Origin of the sequence: Xanthomonas bonasiae (assembly GCF_017163705.1) — a bacterium.
In the GTDB taxonomy this organism is placed as follows: Bacteria; Pseudomonadota; Gammaproteobacteria; order Xanthomonadales; family Xanthomonadaceae; genus Xanthomonas_A; species Xanthomonas_A bonasiae.
This window is the reverse complement of record NZ_JAFIWB010000007.1, coordinates 129,289-144,579: the sequence shown is the minus strand read 5'-3', so window position 1 is coordinate 144,579 and position 15,291 is coordinate 129,289. Positions and strand designations below refer to the sequence as shown.

The following is a 15,291-nucleotide window of genomic DNA, read 5'->3' as shown; positions in this document are numbered from 1 at the left end:
GTGCCGATGCCGCGCGTCCGATAGCGCCCTCACCGCGTCCAAAGCCGCCTGGACTGGCTTAAGATCCGCACTCTCGATTCCCGCACCGGCATCATGGACCGATCCCGCACGCACCCTGCCCGGCGCCAGCGCCTGTTCGCCTGGGCCGCCGCGCTCACGTTGCTGGCGTGGTGTACCGCGCCCGCGACGGCGCAGACCGCGCGCAAACCGTCGCCCTACGAATACCGCCAGGGCAGCGATGCGAACCCGCTGCAGCCGACGCAGGGGCCGGATTATCTGCCGCGCATCGATACCCGCGCGCAGTTCATGCAGCTCGCCCGTGTCTACAACGCCGGGACCGCGCTGGAGATGCCGCACCTGATCTTCGTGATCGACCGGCAGAATGCCGCGCGCATCTACTACATCAATACGCCGCGTCATGCGTTGCACGAGCAGTTCGTGCAACGCCAGCGGCTGGTGCCTGCCATGGACAAGGCGACGCGCAACGCGCAATACCGCGACCCGCAGCGGCGCTTCCTGTTCGGCACCATCAGCTGGCAGCGGGACCTGCCGGGCTATACCTACGAGTTCTGGGAGGGCGACACGCTCACCGCGGCCTTGCTGCGGCAGACCGACGAGGTGGTGCGCGCCTCGTTCCGCGAGCCGATCCGCTTCAAGACCAACTCCACCCAGCACGAGCAGCTGGCCAGTTCCATGGGGCTGCCCTACGTCAGCCAGGAGGCGTTGCTGCGCGAGCAGCGGTTCCTGCCGTTGAACACGGGCCGCGCCGAGGGGCGGCTGCGCATCGTGCGCTCGGAGGAACAGCTGCGCACGCTGTCGCCGCGCGATATCCCGGTCCTGGACGAGGTGCCCATCGCCTTGGCGCCGGTCGCCGGCCTGGTGACGCAGCGCCCCTCCACCCTGCTGTCCCACGTGAACCTGCTGGCCAAGGGCTGGGGCATTCCCAATGTCTATGTGCGCGATGCGCAGAACGCCCTGCGCCAGTACGACGGCCGTTGGGTGGCGCTGGACGTCACCCACAACGACTACCGGGTGACGCCACTGACGCGCCCGCCAAGGACGCCATCGGCCGCCGCCGCCCGCCCGGCGGCGCGCAACCTGCCGCGCCCGGACCTGACGGTGGTCGCGCTCAAGCCCCTGGCGGCCCTGCGTGCGCGCGACAGCGGCCACTGCGGCGTCAAGGCCGCCAACCTCGGCACGCTGAAGGCGGCGCTGCCGCCGGCCGCGCGCGTGCCGGACGGCTTCTGCATCCCGTTCTCGCACTACCAGGCGGCGATGCAGCGGCTGCAGATTCCGCAGCGCCTGCAGGACCTGCAGCGTCGCCCGGGTTTCGCTACCGACGCGAACGTCCGTCGCGAGGCGCTGGCCATGCTGCGTGCCGAGATCGCCGACGCCGCGCCCGACCCCGCCTTCGTTCGCGCGCTGGACGAGCGATGGCGGGATCAACTGCACGGCGATGCGGTATTCGTGCGCAGTTCGTCCAACTCCGAGGATCTGCCGGGCTTCAGCGGTGCCGGCCTGTACACCACCGTGCCCAATGTGACCCGCGCCGATGCCTTGGCCAAGGCCGTGCAGACGGTGTGGGCGTCGGTCTACAACTTCGAGGCCTACGAGGCGCGCACGGCCGCGGGGCTGCGCCAGGATGCGGTGGCCATGGCGGTGCTGGTGCAGCGTGCCGCGCCCTCGGACAGTTCGGGGGTGATGATCACCCGCGATCCATTCGATGCCGCCCACCGCCATATCACCTACATCTCGGCCAAGCGCGGACTCGGTATCCGCGTGGTCGAAGGCAAGCGCCAGGCCGAACAGGTGATGTATTCGACCTGGTCCAGGGCGGTGCAGGTGCTGAGCCGCTCGGCGGAAGACACGCAGCTGGTGGCCGACGCGGGCGGCGGCGTCCGCGAAGTGCCCATCACCGGTTCGCGCCAGGTACTGACCGATGCGCTGATCGCGCGGCTGGCCAGGGTCGGCGCGTCCACCAAGCAGGCGCTGGGCGGCGCGGACCAGGACATCGAGTGGGCCGTGGTCGGCGACGAGGTGCTGATCCTGCAGTCGCGGCCGTATGTGGACAGAAGCGCGCGGTAGCGGGCTGTAGCCGGGTCGGCGTGACACGCCGTCGCGGCCTTTTTTGCGATCGGGCTGCCCGGTCGCAGCCGGTGCGCCGCCGCAACCGGTAAAATACCCGGGTGGATGTCTCCCATTTGCTCGATAATCTGAACCCCGCCCAGCGCGAGGCCGTCTCCGCCCCGTCCGGCCATTACCTGGTCCTGGCCGGCGCCGGATCCGGCAAGACGCGCGTGCTCACCCACCGCATCGCCTGGCTCAACGAAGTCCACGGCGTGCCGGTGCACGGCATCTTTGCGGTCACCTTCACCAACAAGGCGGCTGGCGAGATGCGCCACCGCACCGACCTGCAGCTGCGCAACGGCAGCCGCGGCATGTGGATCGGCACCTTCCACGGCCTGGCGCACCGCCTGCTGCGCCTGCACTGGACCGACGCCAAGCTGCCGGAAAGCTTCCAGGTGCTGGATTCGGACGACCAGCTGCGGCTGGTCAAGCGCGTCGTGCAGCAGCTGGAACTGGACGAGGGCAAGTTCCCGCCCAAGCAGATCGTGTGGTGGATCAACCAGCAGAAGGACGAGGGCCGGCGCGCGCAGCACATCCAGCCCGAGCCGCGCGACGAGTGGACCACCACCTTGCGCAGCGCCTACGCGCTGTACCAGGAGCGTTGCGATCGCGCCGGCCTGGTCGATTTCGCCGAGCTGCTGCTGCGCGCGCACGAACTGCTGCGCGACAACCCGGCATTGCTGGCGCATTACCGCAGCCGCTTCAGCGAGATCCTGGTCGACGAGTTCCAGGACACCAACGCGATCCAGTACGCGTTCGTGCGCGTGCTCGCCGGCGACACCGGGCGCGTGTTCGTGGTCGGCGACGACGACCAGGCGATCTACGGCTGGCGCGGCGCCAAGGTCGAGAACGTGCAGCGCTTCCTGAAGGATTTCCCGAACGCGCAGACCATCCGCCTGGAGCAGAACTACCGTTCCAGCGCCAACATCCTCAACGCCGCCAACGCGGTGATCGCGCACAACCCGGACCGCATCGGCAAGCAGCTGTGGACCGATTCGGGCGACGGCGACCCGATCGACCTGTACGCGGCCTACAACGAGATCGACGAGGCGCGCTACGTGGTCGAGCGCGTGCGCCAGTGGGTGCGCGACGGCGGCAGCTACAGCGAGGCGGCGGTGCTCTACCGCAGCAACGCGCAGTCGCGCGCGTTCGAAGAATCGCTGATCGCCGAACAGGTGCCGTACCGCGTCTACGGCGGCATGCGCTTCTTCGAGCGCGCCGAAATCAAGGACACCCTGGCCTACCTGCGCATGGTCGCCAACCGTGCCGACGACGCGGCGTTCGAGCGCGCGGTGAACACGCCCACGCGCGGCATCGGCGACCGCACCCTGGACGAAGTGCGGCGCCTGGCGCGCGCGCAGTCGCTGTCGCTGTGGGCCGCCGCGCAACAGGCCGCGCAGCAGGGCGGCGACCTGGCGGCGCGGGCGCGCAATGCGCTGGCGCAGTTCCTGGGCCTGATCGAGCAGCTGTCCGCCGAGGTGGCCGGCCTGCCGCTGCCCGAGCAGATCGACCAGGTGCTGGCGCGCTCGGCGCTGCGCGAGCACTGGAGCAAGGAAAGCCGCGGCGGGCTGGATTCGGAATCGCGCACCGACAACCTCGACGAACTGGTCTCGGTCGCCTCGCGCTTCGTCCGCGCCGACAACGACGAGGACGCCGACGAAGGCCGCCAGGCGATGACCGAACTGGTCGCGTTCCTGGCCTACGCCTCGCTGGAGGCCGGCGAAGGCCAGGCCCAGGCCGGCGAGGAGGGCGTGCAGCTGATGACGCTGCATTCGGCCAAGGGCCTGGAGTTCCCGCTGGTGTTCCTGGTCGGCATGGAGGATGGCCTGTTCCCCAGCGCGCGTTCGCTGGAGGAGAGCGGGCGCCTGGAGGAAGAGCGGCGCCTGGCCTACGTCGGCATCACCCGCGCCCGCCACAAGTTGGTGCTCAGCTACGCCGAGTCGCGGCGCATCCACGGCCAGGACAACTACAACGTGCCCTCGCGCTTCCTGCGCGAGATCCCACGCGAGCTGCTGCACGAAGTGCGGCCGAAGGTGCAGGTGTCGCGCAACGCCTCGCTGGGCGCGCCGCGCAACCTCGGCCACAGCGCCATCGAGGCGCCGGCGATCAAGCTCGGCGCCAACGTGCAGCACCCCAAGTTCGGCGGCGGCGTGGTCATCGACTACGAAGGCAACGGCGCGCACGCGCGCGTGCAGGTGCAGTTCGACGAGGTCGGCGCGAAGTGGCTGGTGATGGCGTACGCGAATCTGACGGTGATCTAGGCCATCGACGCGATCGGGATAGGCCACGATGCCGGGTCCCGATCGCATTAGCAGGTCCCAGGCCGTCGCATCCATTCCCGAGCGGCTTGCTCGGGAATCGACCACACGCCCTGGTCCGCTCTTCGCCGTCGAGCCGCTTGGAGCGGCGCCTGGCGAGTGGCCTTGAGGGTACGCAGGCGCTGCGCGGCGGCGGCGGCGTTCCCCGCTGGCGCATGCGCAGGTCCCGCCGACAGCCGGCGCTGCACTGGCCGCGGTTGGCGCGCAGATCCCGTGCCCGCCGCTCCACTCATCCGTGCCGACGACCGCTCACGCGGCGTGCCGCCCGTCCGTCATAGGTCGCTGGAGTGCGGCGCCCGCGCGCGCCAGCCTTGCCCTACATCACCAAGGGGAAGGCGCATGACACATCGTTTGAAGTGGTTGCTGGCAGCGGTGCTGGCCATGGCCGGCACCGCGCATGCCGCGACGGGGGCGGTCGCGGCCCCAGCGGAGGCGGGCCTGGCCCAGGCGGCCACGGACTTCTTCAAGGACGCCGGGCCGGGTGGCGTGGTGCTGGTGACCCGCGGCGATCGGGTGCTGCTGCGCCAGGCCTATGGCATGTCCGATATGGAGAACGGCGTGCCGATGCAGCCGGAATCGGCGCTGCGCCTGGCATCGGTCACCAAGCAGTTCACGGCGGTGGCGGTGCTGCAACTGGTCCAGGCCGGCAAGCTGGACCTGGAGGCGACGCTGCTGTCGCTGGATCCGGCATTGCACGGCCCGTTGGCGAACGTGACGGTCCGCCAGCTGCTGACGCATACCTCGGGCATCAAGAACGTCAGCAGCATCCCCGCCTCGCGCGCCGCGCGCCGCGAGGACACCGATGCCATGCGCCTGATCGGGTACTTCCAGGACCTGCCGCTGGAGTTCGCGCCGGGCACGCGGTTCCGCTACAGCAATTCCAACTACATCGTACTGACCCATCTGATCGAACGCCTCGCCGGCCAGCCCTACGCGGCCTATATGCAGCAGGCGATCTTCCAGCCGCTGGGCATGACCCACACGCGTTACGACGATCACCTGGCGCTGATCCCGCACCGCGCCCATGGCTACCGCCGTGCCGGGCAGACGCTGCAGAACGCGGACTTCATCGGCATGTCGCAGCCGCAGGGCGCCGGCGGCCTGATCAGCAGCGTGGACGACCTGGCGATCTGGCACCGCGCGCTGCGCGATGCCACGCTGCTGCCGGCCGCAGTGCTCGCCCAGGCCATGGCCAAGACCAGGCTCGCCGACGGCACCCTGTCGCCCTACGGGTTCGGCTGGATCATCGGCCAGGCGAACGGATTGCCGGACGTGGAGCACGGCGGCTTCATCAACGGCTTCAACAGCTATGTGGTGCGCGTCGACGAGCCGGACGTGTTCGTGGCGGTGCTCACCAATGCCGAGTTCCTGGATCCCACCTCGCTGGCCGTGCGCCTGGCGGCGATGGCGGCCGGGCGGCCGTATGCCGGCACGGACCCGGCGCATGCGCTGCCGCCGGGCCGCACCGGCCAATACCGCTTCGCCGACGGCGTCCGCGTGCTTGCGCAAGTGGATGGCCGCCTGCAGCTGCAGCGCGACGGCGAGGATGCGCTGCCGCTGCAGGCGCATGCGGACGGCCGCTACTATCTGGACGGGGGACTGGATGCGTTGAGCTTCGACCAGGACCGCGATGGCCGGCCCACGATGACCTTGCACGACCGGCTGCTGGGCGACAGCAGCGGCGTGCGCGAGGCGGATGCGGCTACAGGCTCAACAGTTCCCTGAAGCGCGCACTCTGCCGCCGCGACACCTCCACCTCCAGCCCGCCGCGCAGCGTGAGCAGCAGGCCGCCGTTGCTCCAGGGCGCCACCTGCTCCACGTAGTCGAGATTGACGATGTACTTGCGGCTGGCGCGGAAGAACTTTTCCGGCGCCAGCTGCGCCTCGATCGCGCCGAGCGGGCGATACAGCAGCGGCGCATGCTGCTGGAAGTGGACGCGGCTGTAGTTCCCGACCGCCTCGATGACCCGTACGTCGCGCGGCTTGACCAGGAAGCAGTGCTCGCCGTCCTTGATGAAGATGGCGCTGTCCATCGAACGCCGCGCCGGGCTCGCCGGCATCGACTCGGACAGCTTCTGGATCGCCTGCGCGAGCCGCTGCGGTTCGATCGGCTTGAGCAGGTAGTCCACGGTGTTGAACGCGAAGGCCTTCAGCGCATAGGCATCGAAGGCGGTGGTGAAGACGATGCGCGGCACCTGCGCCAGGCGTTCGAGCACGTCGAAGGCATTGCCGCCGGGCAGGTCGATATCCAGGAACACCACATCGGGCGCGACCGCTTCGATCAGCGCGACCGCCGCCTCCACGTCGGCCGCGTGGCCGACCACGCTCACCTGCGGATAGGCCTTGAGTTGATGCTGCAACTCGAAACGGGCCAGTTCCGAATCCTCCACGATCACCGCTTCGATCACGCCGCCGCTCCTATCCACACGCTGGCCACCACGCACTCCTCTTCCTGGACCAGGCGCAAGCCGGCGCCGGGCCCGAACGACAGCAGCAGGCGCTGGCGCAGGTTGTTCAAGCCGGTGCCTTGCCCGTCGTCGCTGCGCAGCCGGCCGGTATTGCGCACCTCCAGGTGCAGGCCGCCGCGCTGCATGGCCACGCAGACCAGCAGTTCGCCGCCGCTGCTGCTCGGCCCCAGGCCATGCTTGATCGCATTCTCCACCAGTAGCTGCAGGCAGAAGCGCGGGACGCGCATCGCCAGCGCTTGCGGGTCCACTCGTTCCTGGTAGCGCAGCCGCGCGCCCAGCTGCAGGCCGACCAGGCCCAGGTAGTCGCGCACCACCTCAAGCTCTTCGCGCACCGACACCAGCGCCTCGTCGCCGCCGGAGAACTGGTAGCGCAGCGTGGCGGCAAAGCGCGTCAGTTGCTCGCGCGCGGCCTCCGGATCCTTGAGGATCAACGCGCGGATGTTGTTGAGCGTATTGAAGGTGAAATGCGGGCTGAGCTGGCCCAGCAGGCGCTGCAATTGCGCGTCCTTCAACGCCAGTTGCAGATCGCGTTGGGTGCGGGCCGCCTGCTGCAGCCGGGTCTGTCGGCTGATGGCCAGGTACAGCAGGCTCCAGGCGATATAGGCCACGGCCAGCAGCGGCGCGCGCGACATCGCCGGCTGCGCTTCCCGCAGCGCCGCCAGGGCCGGGGCCAGGCCTGCGCCCAGGGACAGCGCGGCGTGGAACAGCAGGTCGATCGCCACGGCCGCCAGCACGCTTGCGGCAAACAGGATGCCCAGCCAACGCACGTCGCCATAGCCATCGGCCTGCAACCGCCGGTAGATCCAGCGCAACACCAGGCTTCCCGCCAGCCCGGCCGCACTCAATGCGCACATCGCCATGAACTGCAGCCCGTCGGCGACCGCGGCTTCGCTCGGGCGGGCGGCGTAGGCGATCGACAGGAACAGCGACCAGCCGAACGCTTGCAGCAGCCAGAACTTGGGCGTCACGGAGGGCATGTCCGGCAATCGGGCCGCTACTTTAGCGCCGTTGCAGGCCGCTGGGTCGTCCTTGTTCGCAGTGCGGCGCGGTTACACGCCGGCGGCGCCTGGCCTCGGCTTCGCCTGCAACCGTGGCCGCAGGCAATAGCGGGCGTCCGCCGAGGCCGCCTGGCGGCTCACTGCCCCGCAGGCGGTTGCCAGAGTTCCACCTTGTTGCCTTCCGGATCGATGACCCAGGCGAACTTCCCGTATTCGGACTCGTCCACCCGGTCGAGCACGTTGCAGCCTTCCTCGCGCAATGCCGCGACCAGCGCCTGCAGGTCGTCCACCCGGTAATTGATCATGAAAGGCGCCGTGCTGGGCGCGAACTGATCGCCCTGCGCCGCGCCGATCGACCAGATGGTGCTGCCGGCGACCGGCGTGCCGGCAGCGTCGGTCCAGGGAAACGCCGTGCCGCCCCACGCCTGCACGTCGATGCCCAGATGCCGCTTGTACCAGGCCTGCAACGCCGCCGCGTCGTTGGCCTTGAAGAAGATGCCGCCAATGCCGGTGACTCGCTTCATTGCAACCTCCGGGAACGGGTGGGTGGCGAAGGCGCATGGCCTGCGCCTTCGAGCAGAGTGGACGAACGTGCGCCGCGACGCGATGCCGGCTCGTCGAATGCCGCCGGACTCAGCGGCGTGGTGGCGACGGGACGCGGGTGAAATAGTTGGTGCGCATCGTCGGGCTGCCGTCGGGCGCGAACGCGGCGACGGTTTCGGTCATCGAACGGCCATCCGCGGCGACGGTGTAGATCCGGGTCGAGGCCACGCTTCTATCCTTGGCCAGCATCATCACCAGCACGTTGGGCGCAGGCCGCTGCAGGGCGAAGGTGTCCGCTTCGAAATTGTTCTTCACCGGCGTGGCCCGGCCATCGAGGGCGGCGACGCCTTCGGCATGCATCTTCCCGCCGCCTTGTTCGACAATGTCGACCTTGGCGGCCCACTTGCCGCCGCCGGCTTCGCCGAACGTCAGGGTGACGCTCTGCGGCCGTTCCTGCGGCGGCTTCGGCAACCGTGACACGTCCACGGCCCAGCTGCCGAGCAAGGGCGAGGACTTCGGCGAATCGGCATGCGCGGACGCGCCCGGTATCAAGACCGCCGCCAACACGACGGCACACAGCATCTTCATGCGACCTCCCAGGAATGTTCCGGCTGCAATGGACAACACGCCAACGGCGACTCGGCGGCAGCACGCTGCGTCCATCGGAACGGGCGTACTCCCTGGGCGTTCATGGAGTCGTCCTGTGGAGGCGTGCGCTGCGACGCTAGCATTGCCGCCCGTCTTCCAACAAGCACGGCCGGGGTCAGGCGAGGGCGTTCATTCCCAGAAGCTGTACTTGCGGGCCAGCGCCAGTTGCTCGCCGCCGGCGAAATGCCCGGCCAGTTCCTTGAACCCCACCGTGCCGACGAAGGTGGAGGAGGGGCAGCCCGGCGTCGCGTGCGACGGCAGCGCGATGCGCACCTGATCGGCGGTCATCGTCACCTGGCCGATCGCCGGCGGCCCGGCCTTGCCGTCGGCGCACTGCACGATCGCGTAGTAGTCCTGGCCCGCGCCCGCGTCGCGATCGGCCTTGACGATGAAGATCTCGTAGCCGTACAGCAGGCCGTCCTTGTCCAGTTCCAGGGTGGAGAACATGCCGGTCTGGCGCGGCTGGCAGCCGCTCAACGCCAGCGCCGCCAGCACCAGCAGGACGCCGCGGCGGACGAGCTTCATGCGCGGCGAGGCCAGGTCGAACGAAGTGCGGAAGTCCATGTGCTCACCAGATCCGGAGGGGCGCGCGCTGAACTCGGCAGGGCATCGAAGTGCGGCGGTCGCCAGGCGGCAATGGCGCAGAAACCACCATAGTCCGAGGCGTCTCCGTGCTCCCCAGCACGCTTATTGTGAGAATTCTGCCACAGTTTTTCGCGGGAAAGGCAGCCGCGCTCGCGCTGCGACCAGCGCCGCGCCGCCTTGGCCGGCGACGATCCGGCCACCCCGGCTGGCGGTGGACCGGGAGGCGGCATGGACCGCGTCCGCGCCGGGGTGCCCGATGCGCGGCGCTTCCCAATGGCGGCGCCAGGCCCGTTTGCCCTCGCGTGGCCTGCCCGCGCAGTGGCGGCCGGTACGGACCCGGCCGCCCGTCGCGTCAGCGTCGCGCGGCGATGACCTGGCTCAAGCTGTCCGGCGTGCCGTCCACCCGCACCAGGTGCGGGTACTGCAGGCCGTCGTGGTAGTTCACCTCCACGCTGCGCACGCCGCCCTGGAACTTCAGCGTCAGCACGATCGGCGCGGTGCCGCCCTTGGCGTCGGCGATGGCCTGCTTGAGTACCTCGCGCGTGTAGTCCTGGCCATTGACCGCCAGCACCGTGGCGCCGGTGCTGACGCCGGCCTTGAACGCGGGGCCGTCCCACACCACGTCGTTGATGCTGGCATCGTCGTTCATCACCAGGCCCAGCGACCAGGCGAAGTTGTAGCGGTGGCGCGCCGACTGGTGGCGGCTGTCGTACTGCTTCTCGAACGCGCTCGGCTGGTCGGTATAGACCAGTTTCCAGCCGCTGGCCTGCAGCCCTTCCAGCAGCGGCGGGTTCACCGCATCCACGCGCGGGGCGAGGTAGCCGGCCCAGTCGAACGCGGCCACGCCATTGAGCGCGGCCACCACGTCGTCGAAGGTGTAAGTCCTGACCGCGTGGCTGCCGTCGTCCACGCCGAAGAAGGCCTTGGCGAAATCGTCCAGCGACTTGCGGCCGTGGCTGAGCGCGCGCAGCTTGGCATCCACCGCCAGCCACAGCATCTGCCCGCCGCTGTAGTAGTCCTCGCTCATCTGCCAGCTGCGGTAGGGCAGCGGCGCGCGATGCGCGGCGGTGGGATCGTTGGTGGTGTCTTCCAGCGAACGCCATTGGAAGCCCTCGCGATTGCGGTCGTAGTTGGCCGCGGTCATCGCCAGCGCATCACGGAACTGTTCCGGCGTCCACATCCCGGCGCGCGCGGTGAGCACATAGCCCCAGTACTGGGTCTGCCCTTCGTAGACCCACAGCAGCGAGTCGCCCATCGGCACATTGAAGGTGGGCGTCCACAGATCGGCCGGACGGCGGAACTTGCCGTTCCAGGAGTGGGTGTACTCGTGCGCCAGCAGATCGCGGTCGGGCGCGTTGTCGGCCCAGGCGCTGAAGTAGTCCGCCTCCAGCCCGTTCTCGCTGGACTGGTGGTGCTCCAGGCCGTTGCCGCCCAGCACGTCGGACAGCGAGAACAGGAAGTCGTAGTGGTCGTAGTGATGCGAGCCGAACAGCTTGAGCGCCTGCACGGCCAGGTTGCGGTGCGCCTGCAACTGCGCGGGCGTGATCTCCAGCGATGCCGGCGTATCGGCAATGACATCCAGATGCACCGGCGCGCTGCCCGGCGGGGTCAGGTCCGCGCGCTTGAAATAGCGGCCGGCGTAGATCGGCGAATCGACCAGGGTTTCGAAATCGACCGGCTTGAACGTGGTGGTGGCGCCGGACTGCGTGGCGGTCTCCAGCGCCGTGCCGAACTGCCAGCCTGCCGGCAGGGTCACGCTGGGCACCACGCGGATGCCGTGCGTGTAGTGTCCCGCCGGATACAACGCCAGCTTGTTCCATTCCAGCTGCAGCATCCTGTCGGTCATCTCGAAGCCGTCGTCGCGCGGCGACAGGTACTGGAAGCTGGCCTCGATCGCGGACACGCCCTGCGGCACGTCCACGTGGAAGGTGTAGACATCGAAGGTGTCGCGGCGCCACGCCAGCGGCGCGCCGTTGGCGGTGAGCGTCAGCCCGGCCAGCATCGCCACCGGCCCGCTCGGCGAATGGTCGCCGGGGATCCACTGCGGATACTGCAGCGTCAGCCGCCCGGCCGCGACCGGAATGGTCTCGCGCACCCGGTAGATGCCCTGGCGCACGTCGCCGGCATCCACCTGCAGCGCGATGCTGCCCGGATACGGCGTGTCCTGCGGCGGCGGCACATCCGGCGTGCGTACGGTCTGCGCGCCCGCCGCACCAGCCAGCGCCAGGGAAAGGCCCAGGGCCAGCGCCAAGCACGCGCGGCGGGGGACGGGAAGGATAGCGGCGGGCATGGCGGGGCTCCGGGATCTGGATTGGGGTGAGTCAAGCGCGGGACATTAGCACCGGTGGGGACGGCCCAGTGCGGCAGATGGATCGGCCTGGGGCGGCGGCGCGCGCTCGTGGACGGTGCCTAGCGCGGTCGCTTCGCCACGCTACATCTCCCAACTGAAGGTGGACGCGATGCGTTTGCCTCCGATCGACAGTGTCGACGTATTGGCATGCACCACCAGCGTGAAGGGAGGCACGCGCTGGTCGCGGCCGCTGTAGACGAGCCGCAGCTGTTTGCGCTTGGTGTCGAAGGTCCTCACCTGGAAACTCTCGCGCAATACGACACCCTTGGTGTCGCCCGGTTCGTAGAAATGGATACTGGCGATCACCGGACGATCGGTGTGGCCGATCTCGAACGTCATGCTGTAGCCGCCGCCTTCGAACGCAAGCGTCGACGTGGCATGGACCGGCGTGCCGAACAACATCGCGAGGAGGGTGGCCAGGCAGAAAAGGCGAAGTTTCATGCGATCACCCAATGACGATCAGGTCGCCGGCCGGCTGCAGTGCAGAAAGTATTGCCCATGCGGCGAGGGCATCACAACGCAGGTGTCGCGGTCGATGCGATCATGCGCCTTCCACACCGCCTGGGAGGACAGGATGCGTAGCGAGAAAGACAAGATGCTGGCCGGCGAACCGTACCGGCCCGGCGATGCGCAGTTGCAGGCCGACCAGGCCGCGGCCAAGGCGTGGATGGTGCGCTACAACGCGGCGCTGGCCGAACCGCCGGCGACGCGGCGTGCGTTGCTGGCCGAGCGGTTGGGCGCGGTCGGGCGCGGGGCGGTGGTGCGGCCGCCGTTCCATTGCGACTACGGCTACAACGTCTTCCTCGGCGAGGACGTGTTCCTCAACTTCAATTGCGTGATCCTGGACGTGTGCAAGGTCAGCATCGGCGCCGGCACGCAGATCGGGCCGGCGGTGCAGCTGTATGCGGCCGACCATCCGCGCGATGCGGCGCAGCGTGCGGCCGGGCTGGAATTCGGCCGGCCGCTGACGATCGGCCGCAACGTGTGGATCGGCGGCGGGGCGATCGTGCTGCCCGGGGTGACGATCGGCGACGATGCGGTGATCGGTGCGGGCAGCGTGGTCACCCGCGACGTGCCTGCCGGCGCGCGCGTGGCCGGCAATCCGGCACGCGCGCTGGCGCCGCGATCGCCCGGAAATTGATCCGGGTCAAGGCGCGGCGTCCACGCCGGGTGTCCAATGGGACCCATGCCGCTGCAAGCGGCGTTACCGGAGCACGCAGATGTACCAGCGCATTCTGATTGCGATCGATGGTTCCGAGTTGTCCGCCAAGGGGCTGCAGCAGGGCCTGGCGCTGGCCGCCAGGCTCGGTGCGGAAGTGGATGTGGTCACCGTGTCCGAGCCCTGGGCGATGGGCATGTACGACGCGATGGGCTGGAGCGTGGGCTACGAGGCCACGCCCGAATACCGGCAGGACCGGGAAGAAGGCGCGCAGAAGATCCTGGCGCCGGCGTTGGCCGCCGCCGAGGCCACCGGCGTGATCGCGCACGGCTGCCATGTGCTCGATCGCTACCCGGCCGAGGGCATCATCGATATCGCCACTTCGCACCGCTGCGATCTGATCGTGATGACCTCGCACGGCCGCCGCGGCATGAGCCGAGTGCTGCTCGGCAGCCAGACCGCCGAGGTGCTGGCGCGCAGCCAGGTGCCGGTGTTGGTGATTCGCTGAGGTTGGACACGCGCCGGCGGCGGCGCGTTCTGTAGGAGCGGCTTCAGCCGCGACAGGATCTTGCCGGGAACGGTCGCGCGGGGACGGTGTCGGTCGCGGCTGAAGCCGCTCCTACAGGGAACGCGGCGCGGCGGCGGCTATTGCGCCGTCGCCGGCTCCGCCGGCGCGTACACCGGCGCATCGTCCACCATCGAGGTGCGGCACAGTTCGCGGATGATCCGCCACATCGGGATGTAGGGGCCGCGACGCTCCTCCCTGGGCTGGCACGGCGCCGCGCGGCACGCCTTGCGCCATTGCGCCGGCGACATGCCGAAGCGGGCCTGGAACGCGCGCTGGAACTGCCGTTCCGAGGCAAAGCCCATTTCGTACAACAACCAGGTCAGGCTGCACTGCGGGTGCAGCTGCAGGTAGCGGTGCGCGGTGCGCAGGCGCTGCTCGCGGATGTAGCTGGCCACGCCGCCGCGCGCCTGGAACAGCCGGTACAAGGTGGCGCGCGACAGCGGGAACGCGGCCAGCAGCATCTCGCCGCCCAACTCCGGTTCGCCGATGTTCTCCTCGATATAGGCCAGCAGGTCGATCAACAGCGGTTCGCCGGCGTCGGCGAGGTGCGCGCGCGTTGGCATGCGCGCCGGTACGGTGATGCGACGGATCGTGGTCATCTGCGGCGGTCGCGGCCCACCCCGGGGCCTGTCATCGGTACAACCGGAAGAAGCGGGGCAAAGCCATCACCGCCGTCACACTTTGTGCACAGGCGTAGACGCGGCCTTCGCTGAGACGAAATGTCGGGTGGTCCGCCGGGGCCGTTCCTAGACTCGCCGCATCGCTGAAAAGCGCCGTGCAGCGGGATGCGCCGAGGGGATCGGCGCCACGCATGGCATGCGATGCCCGGTGTGCGGCGATCTGCCCGCGCGCCGACGGCGCAAGGGGAACGTGGAGGCGGAACGGCGGCAGCGCGCGATGGGGGAGCGCCGCCGGCGTTTCGCGTCGGCGTCCCGGGGATCAACCGGCGGCAGGTGCGCGGCCGGCCTGCACGGCGTTGCCGGCGGGCCGGGTCGAAAGGCTCAATCGGAGACGAGGCAATGGCAAACAGTCAGAAGTTCATCGCGCGCAATCGGGCGCCACGGGTACAGATCGAGTACGACGTGGAAGTCTACGGCGCGCAAAAGAAGGTGCAGATCCCGTTCGTGATGGGAGTGATGTCGGACCTGTCCGGCGCCAATGCCGGCGAGCTGCCGTCGCTGGAGGAACGCAAGGCGCTGGAGATCGACGTGGACAACTTCGACAGCCGCCTGCAGTCGATGCGCCCGCGCGCCACGTTCAAGGTGCCCAACACGCTGACCGGCGAAGGCGAGCTGGCGGTGGACATCACCTTCGAGAGCATGGACGACTTCTCGCCGGCGGCGATCGCGCGCAAGGTCGAGCCGCTGGCCAAGCTGCTGGAGGCGCGCACCCAGCTCGCCAACCTGGACACCTACATGGACGGCAAGGCCGGTGCCGAGAACCTGATCGCGCAGGCGCTGCGCGACCCGGCGCTGCTGCAGTCGCTGGTCTCGGCGGCCAAGCCCGCCGATCCGAAGGAGGGCTGAGC

Annotated in this window: 13 protein-coding genes and 1 pseudogene; 6 read left to right on the top strand and 8 right to left on the bottom strand. The window is 69.2% G+C overall.

Annotated features, from left to right (window positions below):
* The first annotated feature begins 93 nt into the window (after positions 1–93).
* The 3 genes from JR064_RS09465 to JR064_RS09455 all read left to right on the top strand — a co-directional run bounded on the left by JR064_RS09465 (position 94) and on the right by JR064_RS09455 (position 6,170).
* Positions 94–2,085 carry a PEP/pyruvate-binding domain-containing protein gene (locus JR064_RS09465; RefSeq protein ID WP_206229562.1) on the top strand — a complete coding sequence of 664 codons (1,992 nt, stop codon included), beginning with the start codon at positions 94–96 and terminating at the stop codon, positions 2,083–2,085.
* Between the two features lie 101 nt (positions 2,086–2,186).
* On the top strand, positions 2,187–4,388 hold the full coding sequence (gene uvrD, locus JR064_RS09460) for a DNA helicase II (RefSeq protein WP_206229561.1): 2,202 nt from the start codon (positions 2,187–2,189) through the stop codon (positions 4,386–4,388).
* A 396-nt stretch (positions 4,389–4,784) separates the two neighbouring features.
* The gene (locus tag JR064_RS09455) at positions 4,785–6,170 is read left to right on the top strand and encodes a serine hydrolase domain-containing protein (RefSeq protein ID WP_206229560.1); all 1,386 of its coding nucleotides are present in this window, start codon (positions 4,785–4,787) and stop codon (positions 6,168–6,170) included.
* Here JR064_RS09455 and JR064_RS23305 read toward each other — a convergent pair.
* The 7 genes from JR064_RS23305 to JR064_RS09420 form a co-directional block, all read right to left on the bottom strand.
* Entirely contained in the window at positions 6,148–6,852 is a 705-nt protein-coding gene (locus JR064_RS23305) for a LytTR family transcriptional regulator DNA-binding domain-containing protein (RefSeq protein ID WP_179569959.1), read from the bottom strand. The two genes, JR064_RS09455 and JR064_RS23305, sit on opposite strands and share 23 nt — an antisense overlap.
* Entirely contained in the window at positions 6,849–7,889 is a 1,041-nt protein-coding gene (locus JR064_RS09445) for a sensor histidine kinase (protein WP_206229559.1), read from the bottom strand. The genes JR064_RS23305 and JR064_RS09445 overlap by 4 nt, the downstream gene beginning before the upstream one ends.
* Positions 7,890–8,047: 158 nt before the next feature.
* On the bottom strand, positions 8,048–8,434 hold the full coding sequence (locus tag JR064_RS09440; protein WP_206229558.1) for a VOC family protein: 387 nt from the start codon (positions 8,432–8,434) through the stop codon (positions 8,048–8,050).
* A gap of 109 nt (positions 8,435–8,543) precedes the next feature.
* Positions 8,544–9,035 (bottom strand): hypothetical protein, encoded by a 492-nt coding sequence (locus JR064_RS09435; RefSeq protein ID WP_179570545.1) that lies wholly within the window; start codon positions 9,033–9,035, stop codon positions 8,544–8,546.
* A gap of 195 nt (positions 9,036–9,230) precedes the next feature.
* A complete protein-coding gene (locus JR064_RS09430) occupies positions 9,231–9,665 on the bottom strand; it encodes a hypothetical protein (RefSeq protein WP_206229557.1) in 435 nt (144 codons plus the stop codon).
* Between the two features lie 373 nt (positions 9,666–10,038).
* Positions 10,039–11,976, bottom strand: coding sequence for a M61 family metallopeptidase (locus JR064_RS09425; RefSeq protein ID WP_206229556.1), 1,938 nt, complete (start codon positions 11,974–11,976; stop codon positions 10,039–10,041).
* Positions 11,977–12,117: 141 nt separating this feature from the next.
* The gene (locus JR064_RS09420) at positions 12,118–12,342 is read right to left on the bottom strand and encodes a hypothetical protein (RefSeq protein WP_206229592.1); all 225 of its coding nucleotides are present in this window, start codon (positions 12,340–12,342) and stop codon (positions 12,118–12,120) included.
* A 268-nt stretch (positions 12,343–12,610) separates the two neighbouring features.
* Here JR064_RS09420 and JR064_RS09415 point away from each other — a divergent pair, with 268 nt between their 5' ends.
* Together JR064_RS09415 and JR064_RS09410 are read left to right on the top strand one after the other, a co-directional pair.
* Entirely contained in the window at positions 12,611–13,177 is a 567-nt protein-coding gene (locus tag JR064_RS09415) for a maltose acetyltransferase domain-containing protein (RefSeq protein WP_206229555.1), read from the top strand.
* 79 nt (positions 13,178–13,256) lie between these two features.
* The gene (locus JR064_RS09410; RefSeq protein WP_179569947.1) at positions 13,257–13,703 is read left to right on the top strand and encodes a universal stress protein; all 447 of its coding nucleotides are present in this window, start codon (positions 13,257–13,259) and stop codon (positions 13,701–13,703) included.
* A 146-nt stretch (positions 13,704–13,849) separates the two neighbouring features.
* Here the strand turns inward: JR064_RS09410 and JR064_RS09405 are convergent.
* Positions 13,850–14,326 (bottom strand): annotated as a pseudogene (locus JR064_RS09405) (helix-turn-helix transcriptional regulator); the annotation flags it as partial.
* A 456-nt stretch (positions 14,327–14,782) separates the two neighbouring features.
* On the opposite strand from JR064_RS09405, the gene tssB reads away from it, so the two are divergent.
* Positions 14,783–15,289, top strand: coding sequence for a type VI secretion system contractile sheath small subunit (gene tssB, locus JR064_RS09400; protein WP_191826043.1), 507 nt, complete (start codon positions 14,783–14,785; stop codon positions 15,287–15,289).
* Positions 15,290–15,291 lie beyond the last annotated feature (2 nt).

Bases quoted from the DNA above. Each gene is read 5' to 3' on its own strand.
- JR064_RS09455 (WP_206229560.1), top strand. From the start codon at position 4,785: ATGACACATCGTTTGAAGTGGTTGCTGGCAGCGGTGCTGGCCATGGCC.
- JR064_RS09415 (WP_206229555.1), top strand. From the start codon at position 12,611: ATGCGTAGCGAGAAAGACAAGATGCTGGCCGGCGAACCGTACCGGCCC.
- tssB (WP_191826043.1), top strand. From the start codon at position 14,783: ATGGCAAACAGTCAGAAGTTCATCGCGCGCAATCGGGCGCCACGGGTA.
- JR064_RS09465 (WP_206229562.1), top strand. From the start codon at position 94: ATGGACCGATCCCGCACGCACCCTGCCCGGCGCCAGCGCCTGTTCGCC.
- JR064_RS09445 (WP_206229559.1), bottom strand. From the start codon at position 7,889: ATGCCCTCCGTGACGCCCAAGTTCTGGCTGCTGCAAGCGTTCGGCTGG.
- JR064_RS09425 (WP_206229556.1), bottom strand. From the start codon at position 11,976: ATGCCCGCCGCTATCCTTCCCGTCCCCCGCCGCGCGTGCTTGGCGCTG.
- JR064_RS09440 (WP_206229558.1), bottom strand. From the start codon at position 8,434: ATGAAGCGAGTCACCGGCATTGGCGGCATCTTCTTCAAGGCCAACGAC.
- JR064_RS09435 (WP_179570545.1), bottom strand. From the start codon at position 9,035: ATGCTGTGTGCCGTCGTGTTGGCGGCGGTCTTGATACCGGGCGCGTCC.
- JR064_RS09410 (WP_179569947.1), top strand. From the start codon at position 13,257: ATGTACCAGCGCATTCTGATTGCGATCGATGGTTCCGAGTTGTCCGCC.
- JR064_RS09430 (WP_206229557.1), bottom strand. From the start codon at position 9,665: ATGGACTTCCGCACTTCGTTCGACCTGGCCTCGCCGCGCATGAAGCTC.